This is a genomic window from Streptomyces sp. NPDC044044 (assembly GCF_056434405.1).
In genome coordinates this window covers 37,421-57,914 of record NZ_JBWKFG010000010.1, presented here as the reverse complement: position 1 = coordinate 57,914, position 20,494 = coordinate 37,421, and the positions used below count along the sequence as shown (strand labels likewise).

24 protein-coding genes are annotated in these 20,494 nt (G+C 72.2%); 16 read left to right on the top strand and 8 right to left on the bottom strand.

Annotation, left to right across the window (positions count from 1 at the left end; genetic code table 11):
• The first annotated feature begins 38 nt into the window (after positions 1–38).
• The 4 genes from AC07AG_RS33815 (at position 39) to AC07AG_RS33800 (ending at position 4,078) form a co-directional block, all read left to right on the top strand.
• Positions 39–824: a PQQ-binding-like beta-propeller repeat protein gene (locus tag AC07AG_RS33815; RefSeq protein ID WP_478760054.1), complete on the top strand. Its 786-nt coding sequence runs from the start codon at positions 39–41 to the stop codon at positions 822–824.
• Between the two features lie 92 nt (positions 825–916).
• Positions 917–2,515 (top strand): ABC-F family ATP-binding cassette domain-containing protein, encoded by a 1,599-nt coding sequence (locus AC07AG_RS33810; RefSeq protein ID WP_361058237.1) that lies wholly within the window; start codon positions 917–919, stop codon positions 2,513–2,515.
• A gap of 394 nt (positions 2,516–2,909) precedes the next feature.
• On the top strand, positions 2,910–3,131 hold the full coding sequence (locus tag AC07AG_RS33805; RefSeq protein ID WP_249590717.1) for a helix-turn-helix domain-containing protein: 222 nt from the start codon (positions 2,910–2,912) through the stop codon (positions 3,129–3,131).
• Between the two features lie 134 nt (positions 3,132–3,265).
• The gene (locus AC07AG_RS33800) at positions 3,266–4,078 is read left to right on the top strand and encodes an enoyl-CoA hydratase/isomerase family protein (RefSeq protein WP_478760053.1); all 813 of its coding nucleotides are present in this window, start codon (positions 3,266–3,268) and stop codon (positions 4,076–4,078) included.
• A gap of 5 nt (positions 4,079–4,083) precedes the next feature.
• Here the strand turns inward: AC07AG_RS33800 and AC07AG_RS33795 are convergent, their stop codons facing one another.
• On the bottom strand, positions 4,084–4,830 hold the full coding sequence (locus tag AC07AG_RS33795; RefSeq protein ID WP_478760051.1) for a nucleopolyhedrovirus P10 family protein: 747 nt from the start codon (positions 4,828–4,830) through the stop codon (positions 4,084–4,086).
• Between the two features lie 93 nt (positions 4,831–4,923).
• On the opposite strand from AC07AG_RS33795, the gene AC07AG_RS33790 reads away from it, so the two are divergent.
• The 5 genes from AC07AG_RS33790 to amaP are packed head-to-tail and all read left to right on the top strand — an operon-like array spanning position 4,924 to position 7,284.
• The gene (locus AC07AG_RS33790; RefSeq protein WP_478760050.1) at positions 4,924–5,421 is read left to right on the top strand and encodes an Asp23/Gls24 family envelope stress response protein; all 498 of its coding nucleotides are present in this window, start codon (positions 4,924–4,926) and stop codon (positions 5,419–5,421) included.
• A gap of 54 nt (positions 5,422–5,475) precedes the next feature.
• A complete protein-coding gene (locus AC07AG_RS33785) occupies positions 5,476–5,664 on the top strand; it encodes a hypothetical protein (protein ID WP_249590721.1) in 189 nt (62 codons plus the stop codon).
• 3 nt (positions 5,665–5,667) lie between these two features.
• Positions 5,668–6,012, top strand: coding sequence for an Asp23/Gls24 family envelope stress response protein (locus AC07AG_RS33780; protein ID WP_478760048.1), 345 nt, complete (start codon positions 5,668–5,670; stop codon positions 6,010–6,012).
• A complete protein-coding gene (locus AC07AG_RS33775) occupies positions 6,009–6,698 on the top strand; it encodes a DUF6286 domain-containing protein (RefSeq protein ID WP_478760046.1) in 690 nt (229 codons plus the stop codon). The genes AC07AG_RS33780 and AC07AG_RS33775 overlap by 4 nt, the downstream gene beginning before the upstream one ends.
• Positions 6,699–6,705: 7 nt before the next feature.
• Positions 6,706–7,284 carry an alkaline shock response membrane anchor protein AmaP gene (gene amaP, locus AC07AG_RS33770; RefSeq protein WP_478760044.1) on the top strand — a complete coding sequence of 193 codons (579 nt, stop codon included), beginning with the start codon at positions 6,706–6,708 and terminating at the stop codon, positions 7,282–7,284.
• 74 nt (positions 7,285–7,358) lie between these two features.
• On the opposite strand, the gene AC07AG_RS33765 is transcribed toward amaP, so the two are convergent.
• The 5 genes from AC07AG_RS33765 to AC07AG_RS33745 form a co-directional block, all read right to left on the bottom strand.
• Positions 7,359–8,114, bottom strand: coding sequence for an SDR family oxidoreductase (locus AC07AG_RS33765; RefSeq protein ID WP_249590725.1), 756 nt, complete (start codon positions 8,112–8,114; stop codon positions 7,359–7,361).
• 42 nt (positions 8,115–8,156) lie between these two features.
• Positions 8,157–8,951, bottom strand: a complete 795-nt coding sequence (locus AC07AG_RS33760; protein ID WP_478760042.1) for an SURF1 family cytochrome oxidase biogenesis protein — start codon at positions 8,949–8,951, stop codon at positions 8,157–8,159.
• Between the two features lie 48 nt (positions 8,952–8,999).
• A complete protein-coding gene (locus AC07AG_RS33755; RefSeq protein ID WP_249590727.1) occupies positions 9,000–9,233 on the bottom strand; it encodes a hypothetical protein in 234 nt (77 codons plus the stop codon).
• Positions 9,234–9,322: 89 nt separating this feature from the next.
• Positions 9,323–10,339, bottom strand: a complete 1,017-nt coding sequence (locus AC07AG_RS33750; RefSeq protein WP_478760040.1) for a DEDDh family exonuclease — start codon at positions 10,337–10,339, stop codon at positions 9,323–9,325.
• A 31-nt stretch (positions 10,340–10,370) separates the two neighbouring features.
• Positions 10,371–11,093: a TetR/AcrR family transcriptional regulator gene (locus tag AC07AG_RS33745; protein ID WP_478760039.1), complete on the bottom strand. Its 723-nt coding sequence runs from the start codon at positions 11,091–11,093 to the stop codon at positions 10,371–10,373.
• 71 nt (positions 11,094–11,164) lie between these two features.
• Between AC07AG_RS33745 and AC07AG_RS33740 the strand changes: the two genes are divergently transcribed.
• From AC07AG_RS33740 to AC07AG_RS33710, 7 genes are all read left to right on the top strand, one after another.
• The gene (locus AC07AG_RS33740; protein ID WP_478760038.1) at positions 11,165–11,962 is read left to right on the top strand and encodes an acetoacetate decarboxylase family protein; all 798 of its coding nucleotides are present in this window, start codon (positions 11,165–11,167) and stop codon (positions 11,960–11,962) included.
• 1 nt (position 11,963) lies between these two features.
• Positions 11,964–12,848, top strand: a complete 885-nt coding sequence (locus tag AC07AG_RS33735) for an SDR family NAD(P)-dependent oxidoreductase (RefSeq protein WP_478760036.1) — start codon at positions 11,964–11,966, stop codon at positions 12,846–12,848.
• 14 nt (positions 12,849–12,862) lie between these two features.
• Positions 12,863–14,185, top strand: a complete 1,323-nt coding sequence (locus AC07AG_RS33730; protein WP_478760035.1) for an amidohydrolase family protein — start codon at positions 12,863–12,865, stop codon at positions 14,183–14,185.
• Positions 14,182–15,444 (top strand): amidohydrolase family protein, encoded by a 1,263-nt coding sequence (locus AC07AG_RS33725; RefSeq protein ID WP_478760033.1) that lies wholly within the window; start codon positions 14,182–14,184, stop codon positions 15,442–15,444. The genes AC07AG_RS33730 and AC07AG_RS33725 overlap by 4 nt, the downstream gene beginning before the upstream one ends.
• Before the next feature lie 49 nt (positions 15,445–15,493).
• Complete coding sequence (locus AC07AG_RS33720; protein WP_478760032.1) at positions 15,494–16,210, top strand: VIT1/CCC1 transporter family protein; 717 nt, start codon at positions 15,494–15,496, stop codon at positions 16,208–16,210.
• A 189-nt stretch (positions 16,211–16,399) separates the two neighbouring features.
• Positions 16,400–17,305 (top strand): sterol desaturase family protein, encoded by a 906-nt coding sequence (locus AC07AG_RS33715; protein WP_478760031.1) that lies wholly within the window; start codon positions 16,400–16,402, stop codon positions 17,303–17,305.
• On the top strand, positions 17,302–18,045 hold the full coding sequence (locus AC07AG_RS33710; protein ID WP_478760029.1) for a lysoplasmalogenase: 744 nt from the start codon (positions 17,302–17,304) through the stop codon (positions 18,043–18,045). Before AC07AG_RS33715 ends, AC07AG_RS33710 begins: the two co-directional genes overlap by 4 nt.
• Here AC07AG_RS33710 and AC07AG_RS33705 read toward each other — a convergent pair.
• Positions 17,975–19,033: a CopD family protein gene (locus AC07AG_RS33705; RefSeq protein ID WP_478760028.1), complete on the bottom strand. Its 1,059-nt coding sequence runs from the start codon at positions 19,031–19,033 to the stop codon at positions 17,975–17,977. The two genes, AC07AG_RS33710 and AC07AG_RS33705, sit on opposite strands and share 71 nt — an antisense overlap.
• Positions 19,034–19,117: 84 nt before the next feature.
• Positions 19,118–20,494 (bottom strand): CoA transferase, encoded by a 1,377-nt coding sequence (locus AC07AG_RS33700; protein ID WP_478760628.1) that lies wholly within the window; start codon positions 20,492–20,494, stop codon positions 19,118–19,120.

The window sequence follows — 20,494 nt, the reverse complement described above, 5'->3', positions numbered from 1 at the left end:
GGCAGAGGTACCGGCAGGGGTGTCGAAGAGGGGGCGTCGTGTCCGTAGTGCCGTTCGAGGTGGCCGCAGCCGGGCCCGTGGGACCGGTGCCCGCCCGCCGCGGCTCGCGGCTCGCGCTCCCGGTGGCCCTCGGCCTCCTCGCCCTGCCGCTGATCACCGCGGCCCACCACTCGCGGCCCGCCCCCTACGGAGACCACGTCACCGTCCACGCGCGCGTGGCCGACGGCACCGCGCCTCCCGAGCTGCGGAGCACGGGCCGCGCGGTCGAGGCGTACGACCCGGCGACGGGCCGTCCGCGCTGGACCTACAGCCGCGAGGGAGCCCGTCCGCTCACCGTGCTCCCCGCCCCCGGGCACGCCATCACGCTCTGGAACGACGGTCTGGTCACCGACACCGCGCGCGCCGACGGCAGCTCCGTCCGCTGGCACCGCGCCATCCCCGGCAGCGCGCCCTGGCTCCGCTCTCCGGCCGCCCGCGGCGCCGCAGGCGTCCTGCAGCCGCTCGACCCCAGCGGCCGCATGCTCGCCGTCGTCACCCCGCACCGCATCGCCGCCTACCGCAGCGCCGACGGCGACCTGCGCTGGGTGCTGCCCGCCCGGCCGGGCTGCGCCTTCGAGCCCGCGCGTGCCGTGCGCCACGGGAGCGCCCTGATGGTCGCCCAGCCCTGCGCCGACGCGGCGACGCCCTGGACCTCGCAGCTGATCGCGGTGGACGACCTCGGCCGGATCGTGCCCCGGCGAACACCCCTGGGCAACGAGCTGCCGGGCGGCGGCCCCGACGGCGTGGGAACCCGGGCAGAAAATGAGGTTGCACCGCCCCGTTAGAATTGGCCGCATGGCCATTCTCCTCGTGCATTAGACGGCGTGATCGCCTTCAAACCTTCCGCCGTCCATCCCCCCTGCCCAGGAGTCTGTCCGTGATCACCGCTTCCGGCATCGAGCTGCGCGCCGGCGCCCGCATCCTCATCGAGAACGCTTCCTTCCGTATCGCCAAGGGCGACCGCATCGGCCTGGTGGGCCGCAACGGAGCGGGCAAGACCACGCTCACCAAGTGCCTCGCCGGTGAGGGCATCCCGGCAGGCGGCACCATCAGCCGCTCCGGAGAGGTCGGCTACCTCCCGCAGGACCCCCGCACCGGCGACCTGGACGTGCTCGCCCGCGACCGCATCCTCTCCGCCCGTGGACTCGACACCCTGATCCGCAAGATGCGCGAGAACGAACAGCGCATCGCCAACGGCTCGGGCGCCACCCGCGACAAGGCGATGAAGCAGTACGAGCGCCAGGAGACGGAGTTCCTCACCAAGGGCGGTTACGCCGCCGAGGCCGAGGCCTCCACCATCGCCGCCGCGCTCAGCCTCCCCGACCGCGTGCTCGGCCAGCCCCTCCACACGCTCTCCGGTGGTCAGCGCCGCCGCGTCGAGCTGGCCCGCATCCTCTTCTCGGACGCCGACACCCTGCTCCTCGACGAGCCGACCAACCACCTCGACGCCGACTCCATCGTCTGGCTGCGGGACTACCTCAAGTCCTACCGCGGCGGCTTCATCGTGATCTCCCACGACGTCGAACTGGTCGAGACGGTCGTCAACAAGGTCTTCTATCTGGACGCCAACCGCGCCCAGATCGACGTCTACAACATGGGCTGGCGGCTCTACCAGCAGCAGCGCGAGTCCGACGAGAAGCGCCGCAAGCGCGAGCGCCAGAACGCCGAGAAGAAGGCCAGCCAGCTCCACTCGCAGGCCGACAAGATGCGCGCCAAGGCGACCAAGACCGTCGCCGCGCAGAACATGGCCAAGCGTGCCGACAAGCTCCTCGCGGGCCTCGACGAGGTCCGCCAGAGCGACAAGGTCGCCAAGCTGCGCTTCCCGGACCCCTCGCCCTGCGGCAAGACCCCGCTGATGGCCGAGGGACTGTCCAAGTCGTACGGCTCGCTGGAGATCTTCACGGACGTCGACCTCGCCATCGACAAGGGCTCACGCGTGGTCATCCTGGGCCTCAACGGCGCGGGCAAGACCACGCTCCTGCGCCTCCTCGGCGGCGCGGAGAAGCCCGACACCGGGCAGATCCTCGAGGGCCACGGCCTCAAGCTCGGCTACTACGCGCAGGAGCACGAGACCCTCGACCCGGAGCGCACGGTCCTGGAGAACATGCGCTCGGCCGCGCCCGACCTCGACCTCGTGGCGGTGCGCAAGACGCTCGGTTCGTTCCTCTTCTCCGGGGACGATGTCGACAAGCCGGCGGGTGTCCTGTCCGGCGGCGAGAAGACCCGTCTGGCGCTCGCGACCCTGGTGGTCTCCTCCGCCAACGTGCTGCTCCTCGACGAGCCCACCAACAACCTCGACCCGGCGAGCCGCGAGGAGATCCTCGGCGCGCTGCGCACCTACAAGGGCGCGGTCGTCCTCGTCACGCACGACGAGGGCGCGGTGGAGGCGCTCCAGCCGGAGCGGATCATCCTGCTGCCCGACGGTGTCGAGGACCTGTGGGGCCAGGACTACGCGGATCTGGTCGCGCTCGCCTGATCCGTGTGGCGCCCGGTGCGGTGCGCGAGACCGTGCCGCCGGGTGTCCACATTGGTTGATCGAATAACTGATCCACAGCGTATGGATCATTCGGCCGATCCGTGATCCTTCATCTGTGTGAGGTCTCCTCGTACCGAAGTGTGGGATACACGGATTTTCCTTGCGGCAGAGGCGTCGAACCCTTGTCTCGCCTGCCACCGCGCTGACCTGGCACTTCGTCCCACAACCCATTCGGCCGTACGGAATTCGACACGCGGAATCGTTAATTCCGCTCGTGGTGCCGCCTTCTCCGGCGGGAAACCTCGTCGTACGGACCTTGCCGAATGGGTGGCCAGGAAGCCCGGGAGGGGTGATCATGAGAAGTCCAGAGCGCACTTCCTATGAGGAGGCACGGGTGGCCGAGACTCTGAAGAAGGGCAGCCGGGTAACCGGCGCCGCGCGTGACAAGCTCGCGGCAGACCTGAAGAAGAAGTACGACAGCGGTGCGAGCATCCGGGCGTTGGCTGAGGAGACGGGCCGTTCGTACGGCTTTGTGCACCGCATGCTCAGCGAGTCCGGCGTCACGCTGCGGGGACGCGGCGGGGCGACGCGAGGCAAGAAGGCCGCAGCCGGCTGACGGCTGCGGGCGGTTCACCGGCTTCGACGGTGGCCACCCGGTCGATCGACTGATCGGCCGGGTGGTTACTGTGCAGTCACTTACCGGCGCGTACACGCGTCCGGACCGACTGCACACCACCATCGGAGGCTCCTATGGTTTCGCCCGGCAGTGAACTCGGCGGATCCGCACCGGTACTCGACAAGGACGGCGTACGCCTGACTGTCGACGAGGCCGTCGCCACGGTGACGCTGGCCAACCCGGCCAAGCGCAACGCCCAATCTCCCGCGCTGTGGAGGGCGTTGGCCGAGGCAGGCCGGATGTTGCCGGGCAGTGTCCGTGTCGTCGTGCTCCGCGGTGAGGGCAAGTCCTTCTCCGCGGGCCTCGATCGCCAGGCGTTCACGCCCGAGGGCTTCGACGGTGAGCCGTCATTCATCGATTTGGCGCGTGGCGACGACGGCGTCCTCGACGCGACGATCGCCGAATACCAGGAGGCGTTCACCTGGTGGCGGCGCAGTGACATCGTGTCCGTCGCCGCCGTCCAGGGGCATGCCATCGGTGCGGGCTTCCAGCTCGCGCTCGCCTGCGATCTGCGGATCGTCGCCGACGACGTGCAGTTCGCCATGCGCGAGACCAGCCTGGGCCTGGTGCCCGACCTCACCGGCACGCACCCCCTCGTGGGACTTGTCGGCTACGCCCGTGCGCTGGAGATCTGCGCCACCGGGCGGTTCGTCCACGCGCCCGAGGCCGAGCGCGTGGGCCTGGCCAACCTCGTCGTGCCCGCGGACCAACTCGACGCGTCCGTGAACGACCTGGCGGCCGCGCTCCTTGCCGCGCCGCGCGACGCGGTCATCGAGACCAAGGCGCTGCTGCAGGGCGTGTCCGGCCGTACGTACGAGGAGCAGCGCACCGCCGAGCGTGCCGCGCAGGGGCGTCGCCTGCGGGACCTGGCGGGGCTCGGCGACTGACGTCGTCACTCCACCGCGGTGACCAGGACGGCGACCGTCGGGTGGTCCGTCGGGTGGTCCGTCAGCGCGTCACCGACCGCCGTGCGGACCGCGAGCGCCACGTCCAGGGCGCGGTGTTCGCGGTCCGTCGCGAGCTCCACGCGCGCGTGGCGGCGCGGCAGGGCGCTGTCCTGCGCCGGTGACGCGTCGAGGTGGACGGCGCTGCCGAAGCCGCCGAGCGCACCCGTCAGCCGCCGCACGCCCGGTACGCCGAGGGCCGCACTCGCCGCGCGGGCCTCGTCGCCGCTTCCGTCCGGCGCCTGCGCCCCGTCCGGTGCCTGCTCCACCTCCCGCGGTACGTCCACGGGGGCCTGCCCCGCGTCGAGCAGCGTCGTCACGCTGAGGTTCACCTCGTCGACCACCAGGCCGAGCCGCTCGTCGGCCGCCGCGAACAGCGCCGCCCGGAGCCGGGCCGCCGCCGCGGGAAGCGGCTCGGTCGGCTCGGCGGCGAACTCCGCCGTGATCCGCAGCGGACCGGGCGGCAGCGCGCTCGGCGGTGACGGCACGGAGGGCGCGTACGCCGTCGAGGGATCGGCGAGCGCCACCCGCAGGCCGCCGAGCCGCACTCCGCTCACCCGATCCGCCGCATGGCGCAGTACTCCGTTCGCGCACGCCTCGGTCAGCCAGGAGCCGTCACGCGGACCTCCCAGGGGGAGAACCCGCCCCAGGCCGAGCTGTCGCCGTACCGCATCGGTCCATCCGTCACCGGTCATTGCCCCAGCCTGCCGCATCCCTGGCGCGCGAGGACGTAACCGCACTTAGTGTGGGCGAAGGAGTAGATCCCCTTTCGAAAGGGACACACGGCGATGACCGACACCGGACAGCGGAACCGGCCTCAGGAGACCCTCACGAAGGAGTCCCCGGACGAGGTGGCCGGCAAGAGCAGTACGACCAAGAGGGGCGGCGGCGACCCCGCGACCCGGGGGCGCACCACCATCGCGGACGGCGTGGTCGAGAAGATCGCGGGGCTCGCGGCCCGCGACGTCGACGGCGTGCACGCGATGGGCGGCGGGCTCGCCAGGACGTTCGGGGCCGTACGCGACCGGGTGCCCGGCGGTTCGGGGTCCAAGTCGGTGTCGCGCGGGGTCAAGGCCGAGGTCGGCGAGGTGCAGACGGCCCTCGACCTGGAGATCGTCGTCGAGTACGGCGTCTCGATCGCGGACGTCGCGCGCGATGTGCGGGAGAACGTCATCGGCGCGGTCGAGCGCATGACCGGGCTCGAGGTCGTCGAGGTCAACATCGCGGTGAGCGATGTGAAGCTTCCGGACGAGGAAGACGATGAGCCGCAAGGCCGCCTTCAGTAGCGTGGTGGCGGTTCGGGAGCCGGGTGTCAGACGCGTCTTGCCAAGGAGCACACGATGAGCATGGCCGTGATCGGCATGGTGGCCGGAATGGCGCTCGGCTTCGCCGGGTACTTCGGCGGGTTCGGGGCGTTTCTGCTGGTGGCGGCCCTGGGCGCCATAGGGTTTGTCGCGGGCCGGTTCCTTGAGGGGGACCTGGAGCTCGGTGACTTCTTCCGTACCCGTGGCGACGACCGGCGGCGGTGAGCCGTGGCGCCACAGGTCGCGCCCGCGGAGCGCGGTGCGACCCGGATCGCCGACCGGGTCGTCGCGAAGATCGCGGCACAGGCGGCACGTGAGGCGCTGACGGCGGTGCCCGCGGACGGCTCCCCGCCGCACGCGACCGTCACCGTGCGCCATGACGTGGCCCGCGTGCGGATCAGCGTCGAACTGGACTACCCCTCGGACATCGGCGGGCAGTGCGGCGCGGTGCGTCGCCAAGTCGCCCAGCGGGTAAAGGCGTTGGCGGGGATGGAAGTGCCGGAGGTCGCGGTCCACGTCGAGCGGCTGCACTCGGCACACATGCATGCCGCGGCGCAGGGGAGGACGCGATGAGCGAGGCTTCGGGGTCTCATGTGGCGGGCGGCGGTGGCGGCACGCAGCCGCTGCCCGTCGTCGAACGCGCCGAGAGCGAACTGGACCAGTCGGCGTCCGCGGCGTCCTACGACGCGCCGCCCACCCTGGCCGACGACGAGGCCAAGGCGACCCGTTTCTGGTCACCGCGGCGCGTGCCCGCCGCCGTCCTCGCGCTGCTGATCCTCGGCGCCGCGGGGCTTTTGCTGTACGACATCGCGGCCGTGCGGGCCGGGCACTCCGCCATGGGATGGCGGCCCGACCTCGCCCGCGAACTCGGCGAGCGGCCCCTGGACAGCACGGCGGTCCTCGTCGGCGCCGGGGTGGCCGCGGCCGCCGGCATCTGGCTGATCTTGCTCGCCGCGACGCCCGGACTCCGGGCGGTCCTCGCGATGCGGCGCGGGGACGAGGACGTGCGGGCGGGGCTGCATCGGGGCGCCGCCGCGATGGTGCTGCGGGACCGGGCGATGGACGTGTCCGGCGTACAGTCGGTGCGGGTCCGCATGACGCGCTCCAAGGTGGACGTCCACGCGGTCTCGCACTTCCGTGAACTGGACGACGTACGAAGTGACTTGGACGCCACGCTGGCCGAAGGCATCAGGGATCTGGGCCTCGGCCGCAGCCCCGGCCTCTCGGTCCGGGTGGCACGGCCTGGCAGGAAGGGCTGAGCTCGCGATGCTGAAGACGGTCAACCGTGTGCTCATCGGCCTGATCGGCCTGGTGCTCCTGCTCGGCGGCGGTTCGGTCCTCGCCGTGGGGCTCGGGGCGTCGCCGCCGTCGTGGTGGATCCACGACGGGAAGCGTGACGTCCTGCTGAGCGACGCGGACCGGGCGCGATGGCGGGACGAGGGCTGGTTCTGGCCCGCGGTGATCGCCGTACTCGCGGTGTGCCTGCTGCTCGCCCTGTGGTGGCTGGTGGCGCAGTTGCGGCGGCGGAGGCTGGCCGAGGTCCTCGTGGAGACCGGGGACGGAGAGGGCGCGCTGCTGCGGGGGCGGGCCCTGGAGAGCGTGCTCGTCGGGGAGGCGGAGTCCCTGGAGGGCGTGCAGCGGGCCGCGGTCTCCCTCACGGGCCGCCGCAACGCGCCGGAGGCACGCGTCTCCCTGCTCCTGGAGCCCCACGCGACGCCCGGCGAGGCGCTGCGGCAGCTCTCCGCGGAGGCGCTGACGCATGCGAGGGACTCGGCGGGGCTCGCCCGGTTGCCCGCGGTGGTGCAGTTGCGGGCGGTCAAGCACCGGGCCGAGCGGGTGAGTTGAGGGAGCCGCTTCTCATGTGACGTCGGCCGGTCCCGAGGCTCGGGACCGGCCGACGTCACACACGGCAGGTGCGGTCAGAACCCGTGCCGTGCCCCGCCGTCCACCGGCAGCATGACCCCTGTCAGATACGACGCCGCGGGCGAGAGGAAGAACGCCGCCGTACGGCCGAACTCCTCCGGAGTCCCGTACCGCCGCAGCGGAATCCGCGACTCGTGTCCCGCCCGAGCGGCCTCGGGATCAGCGGAGAGCGCGTCCAGCTGCCGCACCCGGTCCGTGTCGATACGGGACGGGAGCAGCCCCACGACACGGATGCCCCGGGGGCCGACCTCATCGGCGAGCGACTTCGCGAAGCCGGCGAGTCCCGGACGCAGTCCGTTGGAGATGGTCAGGCCCGGAATCGGCTCGTGCACGGAGGCGGAGAGCACGAAGCCGATGACGCCGCCCTCGCCGAGCTCCGCCGCCGCCGAGCGCGCCAGCCGCACCGCCCCGAGGAACACGGACTCGAAGGCCGACTCCCACTGCTCGTCCGTGTTGTCGGCGGCGAAACCGGGGGCCGGGCCGCCGACGCTGATCAGCACACCGTCGAAGCGCCCGAAGTGCTCGCGCGCGGCGGCGATCAGCCGGCCGGCGACGGCCGGATCGGCGTTGTCCGCCGCGAGGCCGCGGGCGTTGTCGCCGAGCTCGGCCGCGGCCTCGGCCACCGTCTTCTCGTCCCGGCCGGTGATCAGTACCTTCGCGCCGTCCGCGACCAGGGCACGCGCGGCGGCGTTGCCCAGGCCGCGGGTGGCGCCGGTGATGACGTAGACGCGGTCCTTCAGTCCAAGATCCATGGCCCTATCCTGCCGCGTCCCGGCCACGGAACGCGAGGCGCGTCAGACGGCAGCAGGCGTCGACTCCGTCGCGGGCGCCGCCTCCGTGGCGGCCGCGCGGCGGTCCTTCACCTCTCTGCGCACCAGGATCACCCAGCCGATGGGGACGCCCGAGCAGAACAGCCACCACTGGACGGCGTACGCCATGTGCGGGCCGATGTCGCCGTGCTCGGGCTCGCCGATCAGCTGAGGGGAGTTTCCGGGGGACTCCGGCGAGGTCAGCTCGACGTACCCGCCGAGCACCTCCTTGCCGAGGGTGTGCGCCTGCTGCCCGCTGCTGATCAGCATGATCTGACGGTCCGGCAGCCCCTGGAGGTCCTTGATGCCGCTCTGCGCGGACGTCTCGTCGGCCATCAGGCGGCCGGTGACGGTGATCTCGCCCCTGGGCGCCGCGGGGACCTTCGGGAACACGGTCTGCGGTCCGTTCGCCGGGATCCAGCCCCGGTTGACCAGCAGGACCTTGCCGTCGTCGAGGACGAAGGGGGTCAGGACGTGGAAGCCGATCTCCTCGTCGGAGTTCGTGCGCCGCCGCACGACGACCTCGTGCTTCGTGTCGAACGTCCCCTGCGCGCTCACCCGGCGGTAGCGCTCGGAGCGGGTGACGGAGTGACCTGGCGAGGTCAGTTGCTCGGCCGGCACCGGCTCGGCGTCCAGCGCCTCGGAGATCTCGGCGTTCTGCGCGACGCGGTGCTCATGGCGGTGCAACTGCCAGAAGCCCAGCTCGATCATCGTGGGGATGAGGACGAGGCCGATGAGGGTGAGGATCACCCACTGCCGGGACAACAGGAAGCGGTACACCCCACGACGGTACAACTCGGTCGTGGGGTGCCCGGTGGTGGGGTCCGGTCACACCCTGTCGACGATGCCCACCTGCCCCTCCGCCCGGGAGCAGTGCGCACCGCAGTACCACTGCCCCTCGACCTCCACGCCCTGGCCGATGATCCGGCAGCGGCAGTGCTCACAGATGGGCGCCATGCGGTGAATGGCGCAGGAGAAGCAGTCGAAGACGTGCACCGCGCCTTGCGCGTGCACCTCGAACGACATGCCGTAGTCGTTTCCGCAGACCTCGCAACGTGCCATGCGCCACAGGGTGGGACGCGCGGCGCCCGCATGCGAGCAAGCAGGCGGGAACCGGCCCGATAATCACCCGTCTGACGTCCGCGGGCGGCTCAGGCCCCCGTCGCGGGAGCCGCCGGAGCGACGTCCTGGAGGAGCTGGCCGAACGCGGCCTCGTCGATGACGGGCGTGCCGAAGGACCGCGCCTTCACGGTCTTCGACGTGCCCGAGTCCGGGTCGTTCGTGACGAGCAGGCTGGTCAGGCGCGACACGCTCGTCGCGATGTGGAGCCCGGCCTCGACCGCGCGGTCCTCGAGCAGCTCGCGCTCGATGGAGGTGTCGCCGGAGAACGCGACGCGCATGCCCTGTTGGAGTGGTTTGCCCGTTTCGTACCGCCCCGGGTTGGGGTAGGGGCAGGCGGGCCGCTTGCGCGAGGGGCGCCAACTCCCCGGGCCGTACGACGAGTACGAGGAGGCGGCCGGGCCCGGCCCTGTCGACTGGCGGACGATCCGGGCCGCGCCGTCGGACCACTCGGTGAGCGGACGGCACTCCAGGAGGGGAAGTCGCACCCCGCCGCTCGCCGCGGCCTTGAGGCTGGGGCGGAACGCCTCGGCGAGCACGCGCGCGTCGTCGAGGGCGTTGTGCGCGTTGCGCTGTTCCACCCCGAAGTGCGCGGCGAGCGACTCCAGCTTGTGGTTGGGCAGCGGGAGGCGCAGCTCCTTGGAGAGGGCGATGGTGCACAGGCGCTGGCGCACGGGGGCGGTGAGCTCCGCGCGTGCGTACTCCCTGGCGATCATCGACCAGTCGAAGACGGCGTTGTGTGCGACCAGGACGCGGTCGGCGAGGCGCGCGGCGAACTCGTCGGCGATGTCCTTGAAGAGCGGCGCGTCCGCGAGGAGATCGCTGGTGAGGCCGTGGATCCACACGGGTCCGGGGTCGCGCTGGGGGTTGACCAGCGTGTACCAGTGGTCCTCCACCTCGCCCCGGGCGTCCACGCGGTAGACGGCAGCCGACACTATGCGGTCGTCGCGGGCGAGGCCTGTGGTCTCGACGTCGACGACCGCGTACCCCGTTGGGTACGCGGCCGGCCACGAGGCTGCGGACGCTGCGGTCGTCTGGTCTTCGAGCATGGTCCATGAGGATACGGGCCGCGACTGACAGTCAGGTCCCCGGTCCGGTGCGCGGGTCGGCCGCGTGACCGATTCCGTCGCCGCGAGGTGCGGTTCCGTCGGTCTGGGTGCCCAGCAGTCCGGACACCAGTGCCCTCACCGACAGGGTGAACAGCGCCTCGGGGTCGACGGGCCGGGCGAGCGCGCGGGCGAGTGCCGGGTCCTGTTCGGCGGTCCGCGCGCCCCACAGTTCCTCCTCGCCCGGCCGCTGCACGGGCGCGCGTTCGCGGTTGCGCTCGACCAGGAGGTGGCCGACGACATGCACCTGGACCGCGCGCACGGCGTCGGCGGCGCGGGCGCCGCGCAGGCCCGCCGCGTGCACCTCGTGGACGAGGACCTGCTGGGCGGGCAGGAACATCCGCTCGGTGAGGCCGCGTTCGTGCACCATCGCGACGAGGTGCGGATGGTCGCGCAGCTGCCGGCGCAGGGCGCGCGCCACGGAGACGATGCGCCGGTCGGGGGTGCGGCCCGTGGGGTGGATGGCGCCGAGGTCGGCGAGGGTGCGCTCGACGAGGGCGTCGAGGAGCGACTCGCGGTTGCCGACGTGCCAGTAGATCGAGGTGACGGCGGTGCCGAGCTCGGCGGCGAGCTTGCGCATCGTCAGGGCCTGCGGGCCGTGCTGCTTCACGAGGGCCGTGGCGGCGGCGAGGACCTGTTCCCGGTCGAGATGGCCGCGTTCCCGGTCCGGATGCGTACGCGTCTCTTCACTCTTCACGCCTCCTGTTGTAACTGTGTTACAGAACCGCCCGCAAGACCTCTTGTAGTCCTGACGAAGGGTGGTACGACATGGCACGCGTACGTTATGGAGCGCGCACCGATGCGGAGATCACCGCGGCGCGCACCGCGAGCTCGAAGCTGCCCGACATCTGGTCCACCGGTGTGGTGGCCGTCTGGGAGAGCGATCCTGACGCGGTGGCGGCCGTCCTGCCGCCCCCGCTCAAGCCGACGTCCCGCCCCCTGGTGCGGGCCAACATCAGCAAGGTCGACCTGCCCGGGTATCCGCTCGGCGCGGGCTCGGTGGCCGTCGCCGCCGAGCACGGCGGGGTGGAGGGCTGGTATCCGCTGGTCATGCCGATGACCCACGAGCGGGCCCTGATCGGCGGGCGTGAGGTCTTCGGGGAACCGAAGAAGCTGGGCGAGGTCGAGGTGGAGCGCGACGGGCTTGTCGTCCGCGCCTCGCTGGCCCGGCACGGCATCGCGTTCGTGGAGGTGCGCGGCGCGGTCAGCGGCGCCCTGCCCCTTCCCGAGCCGGTCCAGAAGACGGACTTCTACTTCAAGTTCCTCCCGGCGGTGGACGGTTCGGGCTTCGACGCGGATCCGGTGCTCGTGCACTGCGTGCGCAACGAGAAGGTCCGCAAGCTGGAGGGCATCACCGGGGACGTCGTCCTGCGCGAGTCGATGTACGACCCGGTCGCCGACCTCCCCGTACGCGCGCTCGTCGAGATCACCATCGGCGAGAAGACCACCGACCAGAAGGGCCGGGTGGCCGAACGGGTCAGCGCGCAGGCGCTGTTGCCCTACATCCACCAGCGCTACGACGACCCGCAGCAGATCCTCGACGGCCCGCCCGAGGGGAGCGTCTGAGATGGAGCTGCGGGAGGGTCAGGTCGCCGTCGTCACGGGCGCGGCGAGCGGCATCGGCCTCGCCATGGCGCGGCGGTTCGCGGCGGACGGCCTGAAGGTGGTTCTCGCGGACGTCGAGGAGGGCGCCCTGGAGAAGGCGGCCGCCGGGCTGCGCGAGGACGGGGCGAGCGTGCACGCGCGCGTGGTCGACGTCGGCTCCCGGGAGCAGGTCCTCGCGCTCGCCGAAGCGGCGTACGAGGCATTCGGCGCCGTCCATGTGCTGTGCAACAACGCGGGGGTCGGATCGGGCGCCGAAGGGCGCATGTGGGAGCACGAGCCGAACGACTGGAAGTGGGCCTTCGAGGTCAACGTGTGGGGTGTCTTCCACGGCATCCAGGCCTTCGTGCCCCGGATGATCGCGGGCGGCGAGCCGGGCCATGTCGTCAACACGTCCTCCGGCGACGGCGGCATCGCACCGCTGCCGACGGCCTCCGTGTACGCGGTCACCAAGGCGGCCGTCGTGACGATGACGGAGTCCCTGTACGCGCATCTGAGGGCGGAGCACGCGCGTGTGGGTGCCTCCGTGCTGTTCCCGGGGCCGCACATGCTGCGCACGGGGCTGTGGGAGTCGCACCGCAACCGCCCCGACCGGTACGCCAAGTCCCGCCCCCGCAAGACCCCTTACCGCAGCCTCGGCCAGTGGGAGTCCGCGATGAAGGAAGCGGGCCAGGAGGTGGAGTTCACCCCGGTCGAGCAGGTCGCGGACTTCGTGGCGGAGGGGATCGCGGCCGACCGCTTCTGGCTGCTCCCGCCGAGCGAGCACAGCGACCGGCAGATCAACGCCAGGTCGCGGTCGATGCTGGACCGCGCCAACCCGGCGTACCTGGAAAGCTTCATCCTCGACTGACTGAGGGACGTGTGATGACGGCTCAGCAAGGCGCCCGGCAAGGCGCTCAGCACAACGACCCGTACCTGATCATCTCCTCCGACTGCCACGCCGGGCTTCCCACCGAGGAGTACCGGCCCTATCTGGACGGCCGCTTCCACCGGGACTTCGACCAGTTCCTCGGGGAGCGCGACGCCCGCCGCGCGGAGGCGACGCGGCTCGGCATCCGCAACGACGCGTTCGCCGCCAAGTGGTTCCAGGACAACGAAGAGGGCCTGCGCGGCGGTTGGGAGACCTCGCAGCGCCTCAAGGAGCTCGACGGCGACGGGGTGGCCGCCGAGGTCGTCTTCCCCGACGCGGACGCCGTGGACAGCCAGACGGCCGCGCCCTTCGGGGTGGGCCTCGGCCTCTCGGGGGACCAGGACCCGGAGCTCGGCATGGCGGGCGCGCAGGCGCACAACCGCTGGCTCGCCGACTTCGTGTCCGAGCATCCCGAACGGCACTGTGGTGTCGCCCTTTTGCCCATCACCGGGGAGGTCGACCGGGTCGTCGCCGAGGTGCACCGGGCCAAGGAGTCCGGGCTCGGCGCGCTGATGATCCCCTCCATGTGGGTCGACAAGGCGCCCTACCACGACCGCCGTTACGACCCGGTGTGGGCGGCGGCCGCCGAGTGTGCGATGCCGGTGGTGACCCACTCCGGGGCGGCGCCCCGCCATGAGTACGGCGACCATCTGGGGATCTACGTCTCCGAAGTGACCTGGTGGCCCGCGCGGCCGCTGTGGTTCATGCTCTGGTCGGGCGTCTTCGAACGCCATCCGGGGCTGAAGTTCGGCGTCGCGGAGTCCGGCTGCTGGTGGCTGCCGAACCTCCTGTGGTTCATGGACCGCCTCTACCTGGGCGCGCACGGCGGCAAGAAGCTCTCCCCGTTCGCGGAGCTCAAGCGGCCCCCGCACGAGTACCTGGACCGGCAGATCTTCATCTGCGCCACCAACACCAAGCGCCGCGAACTCGCCCAGCGCTACGAGATCGGCGTGGACAACATCCTCTGGGGCAGCGACTTCCCGCACCCCGAAGGGACCTGGCCCGACACACGCGCGTGGCTGAAGAAGACCTTCCACGACATCCCGGTGGGGGAGACCCGCCGGATGCTGGGTCTCGCGGCGGCGGAGGTCTTCGGCTTCGACACCGAGAAGCTGGCGCCGCTGGCCCGCCGCATCGGCCCGACGCCCGCCGAACTCGGCCAGTCCACCGAGGACGCGGCCCAGTCGGCCGTCGAGGCCTCCTGGGCGCGCTCGCGCGACGTGGGCCGCCACTGGCTGACCGACCACGACTTCCCGGTACTGGGGGCGGACACATGAGTTCACAGCGCACGACCGACAAGAGCGCGGAGCGCTACACCGTCATCTCGGCGGACTGCCACGCGGGCGCCGATCTCCTCGACTACAAGCCCTACTTGGAGTCCCGCCACCACGACGCGTTCGACGCGTGGGCGGCCACCTACGTCAATCCGTACGAGGACCTGCTCGCCGACACCGCCGACCGCAACTGGAACTCGGAGCGCCGTCTGGCTGAGCTCGAACAGGACGGCATCGTCGCCGAGGTCGTCTTCCCGAACACCATCCCGCCCTTCTTCCCGACCGCCTCCTTGATGGCACCGGCGCCCACGCGGGAGGAGTTCGAGCAGCGCTGGGCGGGCCTGCGGGCGCACAACCGCTGGCTCGCCGACTTCTGCGCCGCCGCCGACGGCCGCAGGGCGGGCGTCTTCCAGATCCTCCTGAACGACGTGGACGAGGCCGTCAAGGAGATCCACTGGGCGGCCGACGCGGGCCTGAACGGCGGTCTGCTGCTGCCCGGCACACCACCGGGCAGCGGACTCGCCGAGCTCTACTCGGCGACGTACGACCCGATCTGGGCCGCCTGCGCCGAGCGTGGCGTGCCGGTCAACCACCACGCGGGGTCGGCATCGCCGCCGCTGGGCGAGGAACCGGCCGCGCGGGCCGTCTTCATGGTGGAGACGACGTGGTTCTCGCACCGGGCGCTGTGGCACCTGGTGTTCGGCGGAGCCTTCCGCCGCCACCCAGAGCTGCGGCTCGTCCTCACGGAGCAGGGCTCGGGCTGGATCCCGGGCGTGCTGGACATGCTGGATTACTACCACGGGCGCCTGGTCGCGGCGGCGTCGAAGGCGGCCACCGGCGGGACGGCGGAGTCGAAATTCGGTGCGGGCCTCGCCGAATCGATGGGCAAGGGCCCGTCCGAGGTCTGGCGCGAGAACTGCTTCGTCGGCGCGAGCTTCATGCGCCCGCACGAGGCGCAGATGCGGAACAGGATCGGCCTCGACAAGATCATGTGGGGGAGCGACTACCCGCACGACGAAGGCACGCACCCGTTCTCGCGCGAAGGCCTCCGCATCGCCTACGCGGGCCTCCCGAAGGACGAGATAGCGGCCATGGTCGGCGGCAACGCGGCCCGGGTCTACGGCTTCGACCTGGAGCGCCTCGACGCGATCGCGGCGAAGGTCGGACCGACCGTCCAGGAACTGGACGAACCCCTCAAGGAGACGCCCGCCGGCGCGACGAGCCCGGTGTTCGCCCCGGGAGGGTCGGTACGCGTCTGGTGACGGCGTGCCCCTGCCCGCCTCGCTCACCCGGGGGTGAGACCCTCCCCGGGTGAGCGATCAGGCAGCTGAACACGACGAAGCACACGGCGGCGCTCTCGCCTCCCGCCTCAACTGGCTGCGGGCGGCCGTGCTCGGGGCCAACGACGGCATCGTCTCCACGGCGGGTCTCGTCGTCGGCGTCGCGGGCGCCACGGGCGACCGCAGCACGCTGCTCACCGCGGGCCTCGCCGGGCTGCTCGCCGGGTCGATGTCCATGGCCGCGGGCGAGTACGTCTCGGTGTCCACCCAGCGCGACTCCGAGAAGGCCGCGCTCGCCATGGAGAAGCGCGAGCTGCGGGAGCAGCCCGAGGCCGAACTGGCCGAGCTGACGGACCTCCTGGAGGGCCGCGGGCTGAGCCGGGACGTGGCCAGGGAAGCGGCGGAGCAGCTCACCGAGCGGGACGCGCTGCGGGCGCACGCGCGCGTGGAGCTCGGTATCGACCCCGACGACCTCACCAACCCGTGGCACGCGGCCTGGGCCAGTTTCGTGGCCTTCACGGTGGGCGCGCTGCTCCCGCTCCTGGCGATCGTGCTGCCGCCCGCCGACTGGCGCCTCGCGGTCACCTTCGTCTCGGTCCTCGGCGCGCTCGCCCTCACGGGCTGGAGCAGCGCACGCCTCAGCTCCGCGCAGGTGCGGCCCGCCGTGGTGCGCAACATGGCGGGAGGGGCGCTCGCGATGGCGGTGACGTACGGGGCGGGGGCGCTGCTCGGGGCGGTGGGTGTCTGAGCCTCCGCGGGTGCCCGGGGTGCCCGGGGTGCCCGGGGTGCCCGGGGCGTCCGCGGGTGTCCGGTCGTCCGTGGTTGTCCGAGCGTCCGCTTTTGGCGGGGATCACCAACATCCGTCTTCTTACCCCTGGTAATACTTGTCGGTAACTACGTCTAGCGGCGGCCCGCCAGAGGCCTTTACGGTGCACGCATGCCGCCGAACCTGCCCGATGTCGTGCTGTGGTCCATACCTGCCTTCGTGCTGCTCACCGTCGTGGAGATCGTGAGCCACCGGATCCATCCGGACGAGGACGAAGCCGGGTACGAGACGAAGGACGCCGCCACCTCCATCACCATGGGGCTCGGCAGCCTCGTCTTCGACTTCTTGTGGAAGATCCCCATCGTCGCGATCTACACGGCGGTCTACGCACTGACGCCGCTGCACATCCCCGTCCTGTGGTGGACGATCCCGCTGATGCTGCTCGGGCAGGACTTCTTCTACTACTGGTCGCACCGCGGGCACCACGTCATCCGCATCCTGTGGGCCTGCCACGTCGTGCACCACTCCAGCCGCAAGTTCAACCTCACGACGGCGCTGCGCCAGCCCTGGACGAGCCTGACGGTCTGGCCCTTCTACATCCCGCTGATCGCGCTCGGCGTGCACCCTGCGGCGCTCGCGTTCTGCTCGTCGGCGAACCTCGTCTACCAGTTCTGGATCCACACCGAACGCATCGACAAGCTCCCGCGCCCCTTCGAGTTCGTCTTCAACACGCCCTCGCACCACCGCGTCCACCACGCGTCGCAGGGCGGCTATCTGGACCGCAACTTCGGCGGCATCCTGATCATCTGGGACCGCATGTTCGGCTCCTGGGTCGCGGAGACGGACCGCCCGGTCTACGGCCTCACGAAGAACATCACCACGTACAACCCGCTGCGGGTGGCCACGCATGAGTACGCGGCGATAGCCAAGGACCTCCGGGGGGCGACCAGCTGGCGCGAGCGCGGCGGAAGGCTGTTCCGCGGGCCCGGCTGGCAGCCACAGGCCCCCGTGGCACCGCCGCAGGCACCGTCGCAGCCGGAGCCGATGACGGAGCCGATGAAGGAGAGCGCGGCGTGAGCCCCGGTCCCGTCGGGTCCGCCAGGGCCAAGCTGTTCCTCGTGGCGTTCGGCATCGCCGCGCTCGGCGACCTGGGGGCACTGCTGGCGGGCTGGGACACAGGGCACGCCATCTTCAAGCCCCTCCTCATGCCGCTCCTGGCGGGGTACGTACTCACGGTCAAAGGCCCGCCCCTCCTGACCGCGGCGCTCCTCTTCGGCTGGGGAGGCGACACCCTCCTCCTCTTCGACGCCGACCCCGCGTTCCTGGCGGGGATGGGCTCCTTCGCGGCGGGGCACATCTGCTACCTCGCCCTCTTCAAGCGCCACGGCACGGCACGCGCGCGTGGCGCCTGGCTGGTGGCCGGGTACGCCACCGCCCTCATCGCCACCGTCGCCCTCCTCTGGCCGGACCTCCCCGCGGACATGCGCGGCCCGGTGGCGGGCTACAGCCTCCTGCTCACCGCCATGGCGTTCGCCGCCACGCGGCTGGGCCTCACCGCGGCGGCCGGCGGTGCGCTCTTCCTCCTGTCGGACACGCTCATCGCGACCGGCGTCGCCGAATGGCCGCAGGCTCCGCGCCCCGACTTCTGGATCATGCTCACCTACATCGCCGCACAGTTCCTGCTGGTCAGCGGCGTACTGGCAGCGCAGCCCACCCGCCCTACGAAATCCAGCCAGCCCGCGCCGCTCACCAGCGAATCGGCAGCGGCAACGCCGTCAGGAGAGCCGACACCGCCACCACGACACCCAGCGCGATGACCTCCCCCCGCGCGGGGGAGTACGCGGAGGCAGGGTCGGTGGCCCTGCGCAGGCGTCGGCGCGCGAGCAGCGCGAGGACGGCCACGGCCACCACGAGGAGCACCTTGGCGAGCAGCGTGCGTCCGTAGGCCGTGTCCGTCAGCTGGTCGAGCACCGTGCTCGCCGGCATCCGGCGCAGGGTGCTGCACACCCCCGTCACCGTGATCGCGGCGAACAGGACGGCCGCCACGCGCGCGTAGAGCCCCAGTACGGCCGCGCCCGCCTCCGGAGCCGACGTCCGCCACAGCCGCAGCATGCGCAGCACCTGCAGCAGGCCCCCCGCCCACAGCACCCCGCAGGTCAGATGCACCAGCGTCAGACCGGTGCCGACGAGCGCGCTGTCCTCCGCCGGAGGGTGCGCCCGCAGGGCCTCCGCCACGATCACCGCGGCCAGCGGAAGCGCGGCACTGGACGGGCGGCGCGAGCGCGCGCACAGCAGCGCCACGATGAAGGCGTTGACCTCCAGGAGCGCCAGCCTGCCGTCCCTCGACGCGTAGAGACCGCCGATGTCCATGTCGGAGAGCTGATGCGGCACGAGGTTGCCGGTGGCCACCACCGAAGCCAGGCCGAGCGAGGCGACGATGCCCGCCCCCGCCCCGTACGCCGCCCAGCTCCGTGGCTCACGGTCCAGCGGCGCCCCCGGCACCCTGCGGGCCAGACGGATCGCGTACACCTCGCCCAACTGCACGCACAGCGCGGCGAACATGACCGTCCGCAGGAACGTGATCCCGGCGGTGCCGGGCGCTTCGGCCTCCCCGGTGCCGCTCAGCGCCGCCGACGGGCCGAGCAGCGGGACGAGCGCGGCGACGGTCACCAGGACGAGCACGGCGACGGCGCCGCCCGTCGAAGGACGGCGGCGCGGCGCGCGACGGGAGGCGAGGGGCGCGGCGGCGACCGCGTCCGCCGTGGCCTCGCCGCCGGGGTCGGCGGACGGCTGTATGGAGCTCACCACATGATCTTCACCAGGTGTCCCCTTAACGGGCAAGTCCTGGCAAACAACTGGTGGAATCCCCTTCCGCCCGCCGGGCCGCTCTCAGCGCCATTCGGGCGTATCCGCGCCCCAACGGCCGCTCGGGCGAGCCCAGTTCACCGGTCCGCCCGCGAAACTCACCGGCGGCAGCGCGTACCGCAGCCGGCCCAGCGGACCCTCCGTCTCGGCCAGCCAGGCACCGGGATCGTACGAAGAGGCCCCGTCACCCGGGTCGCCCGCCTCGTCCCCCGCCAGCAGCCACCCCGCCGTCCGCGCCAGAGCGACCCGCACGCACCGGGCCCCGCCCTCGCCCGACACCTGCTCGGTGAGCGAGCGCAGGACGGCCGCGGCCAGCAGATAGCCCGTGCCGTGGTCCAGGGCCTGCGCGGGCAGTGCGCCCGGCCCGTCCGCCGCCCCCTCCACGGCCGCGATCCCCGTGGCGACCTGCACCAGACTGTCGAACCCGCGCCGCCGCGCCCACGGCCCGTACCCGCCCCACGCCGACAGCTGCGCCACCACGACCCCGGGTCTGCGCTCGGCCAGCGCCCGAGGGTCGAGCCCGAAGCGGTCGAGGGCGCCGGGCCGGTAGCCGGTGACGACCACGTCGGCCCGCGCGAGCAGCTCGTCGAAGGTGCGCCGGCCGCTGCGCTCCGCCAGGTCGAGCGTCGCCGACCGCTTGCCGAAGCCGGTGTCGGCGTGCTGGTCCGGGAGTTCGGGCAGCCGGGGCGGGTCGACCCGCAGGACGTCCGCGCCGAGCAGCGCGAGCGTGCGGGTCGCGACCGGACCGGCGATGACGCGGGTGAGATCGAGGACGCGGAGCCCCGCGGCGGGCAGCACGGGGGAGCCGGTGAGCGCGGGAAGGGGCCGTGCGGGCCCGTCACCGACCCGCTCGCGGCTCACCAGCGGCCGCTCGGCCACCGCGACGCCCTGCGGGTGCGCGGCCCACTCCTGGGGCGTACGCAGCGCCACCGCGAGGCCCCCGGCGGCGTACACGGCGTCCTCGACGTCCAGGGAGGACCGTTCCGCGAGCCGCGCGGCCACCGCGTCCACGGAGGGGTCCGGGGAGTTCAGCGCGGCCAGCAGCGCCTGCCGGTGGTGGGGGTAGTTGGCGTGCGTCCGCACCCAGCCGTCCGCGGTGCGCCAGAAGCGGGACAGCGGCGCGAAGGAGACGGGGGCGCGACCGTCCACGAGGAGGTGCCGCTCACTGGTGAATGCCGTGGCCACCGCCCCGTCGTCGACCCGCACCCCGGGCACGGCCCGCCCGGTGCGGGCCGCGGTCAGCTCGGCGGCGGCCAGCGCGCAGGCTCCGACGCAGCCGCGGGCCAGCTCGCGCACGGGAAGCCTCGCGGGCAGCGTGCCTCCCCGCACGAGGGGCGTGACACGGGAGAGGAGAGCGGGGTCGCCGCCGAGCGCGGCCCAGGCCGCCCGCGTACCGGCCAT